The organism is Streptomyces blattellae (assembly GCF_009709555.1).
Taxonomy (GTDB): domain Bacteria; phylum Actinomycetota; class Actinomycetes; order Streptomycetales; family Streptomycetaceae; genus Streptomyces; species Streptomyces blattellae.
In genome coordinates this window covers 1-5,272 of sequence record NZ_WJBG01000171.1, presented here as the reverse complement: position 1 = coordinate 5,272, position 5,272 = coordinate 1, and the positions used below count along the sequence as shown (strand labels likewise).

Sequence of the window (5,272 nt, the reverse complement as noted above, 5' to 3'; positions counted from 1 at the left end):
CTGGCGTGGGACCAGTGGGGCCACAACCCCGCCCGCGCCGCCGGAGCGGTCACCTTCAACGTGGTGACCACCGTGTTCACCGGCGGTGCCGGTGGCGCGGCCTCGGGTGCCGGCAAGGCGGGCGCGGCAGCCAGGGTCCTCTCGGCAGCGGGGAGGGCGGGCCGGGTCCTCGACCCGATGACCTACATCGCCAGGGGCGCGGGCGCCGGCCTGTCGAAGATCGGGGACATCAGCGCGGCGCTGAGGGGCGCCGGCACCATCGACATCCCCGCCCTCCCCGAGAACGCGATCACCCTGCCGGAAGGCTCGACGGTACTGCCGGACGGCACGGTGCACCTGCCGGACGGAGCGGCCGTCCCGGCGGGCGTGACCCAGCTCCCGGGCGGCGGCTTCAAGGTGCCGGACGATGTACCGGTCGTGCACGAGAACTCCCTGCCACTGAAGGCCGACGACGGCGATCCGACGCTGTACGCGGCCCCGGACGGCAACCTGGTCGACGCACGCGGCAATGTCCTGCTCGACGTGCACAAGCAGGGTCCCCAGGACATCGCGAACCGCCCGGCCGGCCCGGACACCACCGGCCCGGCGGGCGCGGACGTACCGCGCACCGACTCCCCGGTCCGCGAACCGGCCCTGGCAGGCGCAGCCAACCACACCGCCGACAACGCCACCCAGCACATCAACCTCGGCAACAGCCTGGACAACACCCTCGGCGACATCAGCCGCGTCGGCGAGGACATCCCCCCAACGCCGACCGTCCACGCGGGTGGCGACATCCCCCAGGTCCGCGCAGCAGACGACCTCCCCGGCAGCACCGGCTTGGGCGACAACCTGCCCAGCGGCCGGGCCGACGCCACCATGCCGACGAACAGCGTCGACACACACGTCCCCGCGGACAATGCGGCTCCCGGCCCCGCAACGGGCGACCGCCTGCCAGGCGGCCACGCCGACCACGTCACCAACCCCGGCCCCGACCTACCAGGCAGCCGCGACACCACCCTGCCCGGCCACGGCGCCGAGCGGCCCGCCGGCACAGGCGGCCTGGACGACCTCGGCGATCCCGGCGACGAGGCCATCGGAGACACACGACGTGGCGATGGCACTGGTCAGGGCAATGGCTCGGGGCACCTGGACGAACCCGCGCACGCCGACGACAGCGGGTCGATTCCGGCAGAGGGCACCACGGACGACACAACCGACGGCCGCCCGGATTCGGGCGATACGAATAGCGGAGACGGCAACCCTTATGCCAGGCATGAACCCGATTTTTCCAGGCCTGCGTTGCTACCGGCCAACGGTCCCCTCACGCTGCGGGACGTCCGGTACACAGATGATGTCCGTACCCGTTGGGAGCTTGGTGAGGAGTTCCACCGCCAGATGATGGGGGGCGGGCCGGAGCGTCACTACCCGGTTCCCACAAACAGCGACCCGCAGTATCCGGTGACAGCCACTGGTGGGCGTAAAGTCGACGTACCCGTCGACATGCCTGACGGACGTACGGTCGCCGTCGAGGTGAAGACCTACGGGCCGTATCGCACCATCACACTGGACGATGGAGCTCGCCAGGCGATCAGGAACGAAGTACCGCTCAGCAAGCACATCAAGGAACAGATCCACAAGGACATCGCGTTGCGGCGCATGAACCCTGGATATGACCCCCGGTGGTCATTCACTCACGCCGGCCCTTCCACCGAACTACGCGCCTATCTCACGAAGGCGAGGATCATATTCGTCGAATATGGCCCTACCCCCAAGAAAGACCAGTGGGATGCACCCCGTAAGGCGAAGTAGACTCCAACCGAGTCGACTGGAAGGCTGTGCATGATGCAGGAGAAGACACCGGACGGATCGGCCGCGATCTTGGAGTGGACGGAGGGGGCACATCGCAATGCAGCCGGTCTTGCCTCCGTCCTCGGCGTAACCCAGGAGCGGTACGCCGAGGATCCGTTGACTCTCATGCCCGCCCTGCAGAGTTATGTGGACCGGATCCCGCTGGGTGAGTTCGAGCAGTCGGACTGGATCAGGCTTCACACGGACCTGACGTCGTATTTGGGCGACCTGCTGGTACGTCGACACGGGGCCACCTGGGCAAAGGTTGACGATGCGAGCTCACCAGCCGGCCACCGCTACCTCGTGGAAGCAATAGGACTGGATGGAATGACGCATCGGGTCGAGCCGTATGACGTGGTCATGGAGGAATTCCACAACCTTCCGATCGAGATCGGCCGAATGATCGCAAACGCGGAAGTCGTGCTGAATCTGACGCGACTCGTCGACGAGGAATCTCTCGACAGCATGCCGTTTGAGGAGCCGACGAGGGAAGACTGACGATTCCATAGGTTTAGCCCATGGAATCAGCTGGCCCTGCCGGACGCAGAGCCAGTTTCACGAGAGTCCCCGACCTGTTGATCAAGAGGTCGGGGACATCGTCTTCATAGAAGCGAACTTGCCCGATAACTCCCGCATTCTTCGCATGGACGGCCAATCTCCCGACCAGCGAATCCAATTCGGTCAGGAACTCGGCATGCACCTCTTGACGCGCAGTCAGGGACCAGCGGTCGGCGCTCTGAACCAGGTCGCCGACCAGGACTCCGCCGATACGTACTGCAGGGCCACGACCGGCCAACAGGGGAACCCCGTCGTACATGTCTCCGCCGGCGCGGCCGTCGTCATCCTCCGCCCCAAGATGCCAGCGCAGATCGTCGAGTACGGCGCTCGGTACGGTGGGCGAGAGATCCAGGGCGAAGTCCACAGCGACCAAATCACTCATACTGGAACCCTATTCAGCCTGCGGCCTCACTGACCAGCCCGGCATCCCCGGCAGGAGCATGCCGTGAGCTTCGTCACCGGCTTCGATCAAGCCCCGCCGAAGGCGGTGAAGCCGCACAAGGCGTACTGAGTCTTCAAAGTTGAGCGGGTGCGCCGATATCGAAGTCACCTCTCGGCGGGGAGGGTGCCTGGCGGAAAGTGTGACACTCCTGTGGCTCGCTGACCGACCCCCCGGCTCGGCGACGCACCACTCAACTTCGATGACCCACTATCGCTGCGTTCGGTATCAGGTACGGCCGGAGCTGATCGACGACGGACAGCGGCGCCGACGCCGGCTTCGTCACCACGCATGGGCGGGGCGGTGGACGCCAAGGCCAGCGCCCGGTTAATCAGGCTCCGTTCCCAGTTCGCACCAGACGAATTTGCCCGCCCTGTCACCCTGCCTGCCGCTGATCCGGAACCAGCCCCAGTCGTCTGCGTACGCGTGAACCAGGTGGAGGCCGCGACCCGTGTCATCCGAGACGACGGGGCGGTGCATGGGCGGTGTGGGTGGCGTGGGGTCCGTGTCCCAGGCGCCGAGGCGGACGGAGTAGCCCGACTGGCTGAGTTTCAGAGCGGCCGGGCCATCGGTGTGCTGGATCGCGTTACCGAGCAGCTCGGAGGCCAGCAGCTGAGCCGGGTCGACGAGGGCGGGGAGGTGGTGGCTGGTGAGGATGTCGCGGAGGGCACGGCGGCAGATCCCTACGGCTCTGGGGTCGTTGGGGATGTAGAGGGTGTACTGCCAGTTCTGCATGCGGTTGCTCCTGAGAGGAAGGGGTGGATGAGGCCGAGGCGGTGGCTCCGTCGCGGGCGCCCGGGCAGGGCGAGGCGATGCACTTCCGCTCCGGAGAGTGCTGTGGCGTCACTGACGGTAGAGGAACTACTTGTCCCGGGACAAGTAGTTCCCGCATTATCGTGTCCTCAACTCACAGAAGAGGACGGGCACATGGGTGCGAGGACGGTAATCACGGTGCGCCAGGAACGCCTCGGCAAGGAACTGCGCAAGCTCCGGGAGCGGGCAGGCCTCTCCCTTCGGGAGGCAGCTCGTGCCACGGGGATCAACGAGGGCAGACTTTCCAACACGGAGGTAGGGCGCTTCGGCGTGAGCGCGGAGCGTGTTCGGTTCCTGGCCGACTTCTACAAGGCTGGAGACGCTCCGCTCATTGATGCCCTGGCCGCCATGGCGATCGAGCGCGTGCGCGGCTGGTGGGAGGAGTACCGAGGACTGCTCCCACAAGGATTTCTAGACCTGGCTGAACTAGAGCACCACACACGGCATGTGAGGTCGTTCGAGATCGTGAACATCCCTGGGTTGCTGCAGTCCGAGGAACAGGTACGAGCGCTCTATGCGGACTCCTCCTTGGCGCTGAGCGAGGAGCAGAAGGAACTCCGCGTGGCGTTTCGGATGAGGCGCCAGCAAATCCTGGGCAGGGACAACTACCGCTACGAGGTTGTGATTCACGAGGCGGCGCTGAGGATCAGGAAGTCTGACCGCAAGGTCGCCCGTCGGCAGTTGCTGCACATCCTGCAGCAGTCCGAGTGTCCTCAAGTCACTGTGCGGGTCGTTCCGTTCGACAGGGATCGTTTCACCATCAGCAGTCCGATCCTGTTGCTGGACGGCCCCGTTCCGCAGCTGGATACCGTTCTACGAGACGCTCCCCACGGGGGTACTCTCCTGGATGCGGAAGCCCAGCTCGCTGCGTATCGGCGAAGGATCGTCGACACGCAGAAGGCTGCGCTCGGAGTCGTAGAGTCAAGGGACTTCATTCACGACCTGGCTCGACAGACCTGAAGGGCACGACATGAAAGATGTTCTCGTGTGGCAAAAATCCTCCTTCTCCGAGGGCGACGACGCGCCTAACTGCCTTGAGATCGCCGCCTCTCAGCGAACGCTCCTCCTCCGCGAAAGCGAAGACCCCGGCACGGTCATGCCCGCAACCGTCACCGGGCTCACCGCCCTCATACACCACCTGCGAACCCCGCAGCACCCCGCCTAAAACAGGCTCAGCAACGCCTCCGCCGGATCCGTCAGTCCCGTTTCGCCGTCCGGGAGGGGGAGTTCGAACCGGACCGTTTTGCCGCGGGGGGTGCGGCGGGAGCCCCAGGCGGCGGACAGGAGGCCGACGAGTTGGAGGCCGCGGCCGCCCTCGTCGGTGTCGCGGGCGCGGCGGCGGCGGGGCTGGACCAGGCCGGAGTCCCAGACCTCGCAGACGAGGGTGCGGTCCAGGAGGAGGCGCAGTCTGATCTCTCCCTCGCCGTAGCGCAGCGCGTTGGTGACCAGCTCGCTCACCAGCAGCTCCGCCGTGTCGACCAGCGGCTCCAGGTCCCAGCTCAGCAGCTGGCCGCGCGCGTACTCGCGGGCACGGCCGACGCTGCGGGGTTCGCGGGGGAGCGTCCAGTCGCCGACGGAGTCGGCCGGCAGGCCCTGGACCCTGGCCATCAGGAGGGCGATGTCGTCCTCGCC

6 protein-coding genes and 1 pseudogene are annotated in these 5,272 nt (G+C 66.4%); 4 read left to right on the top strand and 3 right to left on the bottom strand.

From position 1 onward, the window contains the following. A pseudogene (locus GFH49_RS40275) lies at nt 1-1,791 on the top strand (hypothetical protein); the annotation flags it as partial. Nucleotides 1,792-1,821: 30 nt separating this feature from the next. Further along, a complete protein-coding gene (locus GFH49_RS22360) occupies nt 1,822-2,328 on the top strand; it encodes a hypothetical protein (RefSeq protein WP_196218089.1) in 507 nt (168 codons plus the stop codon). A 13-nt stretch (nt 2,329-2,341) separates the two neighbouring features. On the opposite strand, the gene GFH49_RS22355 is transcribed toward GFH49_RS22360, so the two are convergent. Then, nucleotides 2,342-2,770, bottom strand: coding sequence for a hypothetical protein (locus GFH49_RS22355; protein ID WP_155057888.1), 429 nt, complete (start codon nt 2,768-2,770; stop codon nt 2,342-2,344). A gap of 384 nt (nt 2,771-3,154) precedes the next feature. Next, nucleotides 3,155-3,562, bottom strand: coding sequence for an ATP-binding protein (locus GFH49_RS22350; RefSeq protein ID WP_155057887.1), 408 nt, complete (start codon nt 3,560-3,562; stop codon nt 3,155-3,157). 192 nt (nt 3,563-3,754) lie between these two features. Between GFH49_RS22350 and GFH49_RS22345 the strand changes: the two genes are divergently transcribed. Then, a complete protein-coding gene (locus tag GFH49_RS22345) occupies nt 3,755-4,600 on the top strand; it encodes a helix-turn-helix domain-containing protein (RefSeq protein ID WP_155057886.1) in 846 nt (281 codons plus the stop codon). A 10-nt stretch (nt 4,601-4,610) separates the two neighbouring features. Beyond that, a complete protein-coding gene (locus tag GFH49_RS22340; protein ID WP_155057885.1) occupies nt 4,611-4,805 on the top strand; it encodes a DUF397 domain-containing protein in 195 nt (64 codons plus the stop codon). Here GFH49_RS22340 and GFH49_RS22335 read toward each other — a convergent pair. After that, on the bottom strand, nt 4,802-5,272 hold a 471-nt coding region (locus GFH49_RS22335), incomplete at its 5' end, for an ATP-binding protein (RefSeq protein ID WP_196218088.1). The two genes, GFH49_RS22340 and GFH49_RS22335, sit on opposite strands and share 4 nt — an antisense overlap.

Coding starts and splice junctions, on each gene's coding strand:
- GFH49_RS22340 (WP_155057885.1), top strand. CDS start 4,611: ATGAAAGATGTTCTCGTGTGGCAAAAATCCTCCTTCTCCGAGGGCGAC.
- GFH49_RS22350 (WP_155057887.1), bottom strand. CDS start 3,562: ATGCAGAACTGGCAGTACACCCTCTACATCCCCAACGACCCCAGAGCC.
- GFH49_RS22345 (WP_155057886.1), top strand. CDS start 3,755: ATGGGTGCGAGGACGGTAATCACGGTGCGCCAGGAACGCCTCGGCAAG.
- GFH49_RS22360 (WP_196218089.1), top strand. CDS start 1,822: ATGATGCAGGAGAAGACACCGGACGGATCGGCCGCGATCTTGGAGTGG.
- GFH49_RS22355 (WP_155057888.1), bottom strand. CDS start 2,770: ATGAGTGATTTGGTCGCTGTGGACTTCGCCCTGGATCTCTCGCCCACC.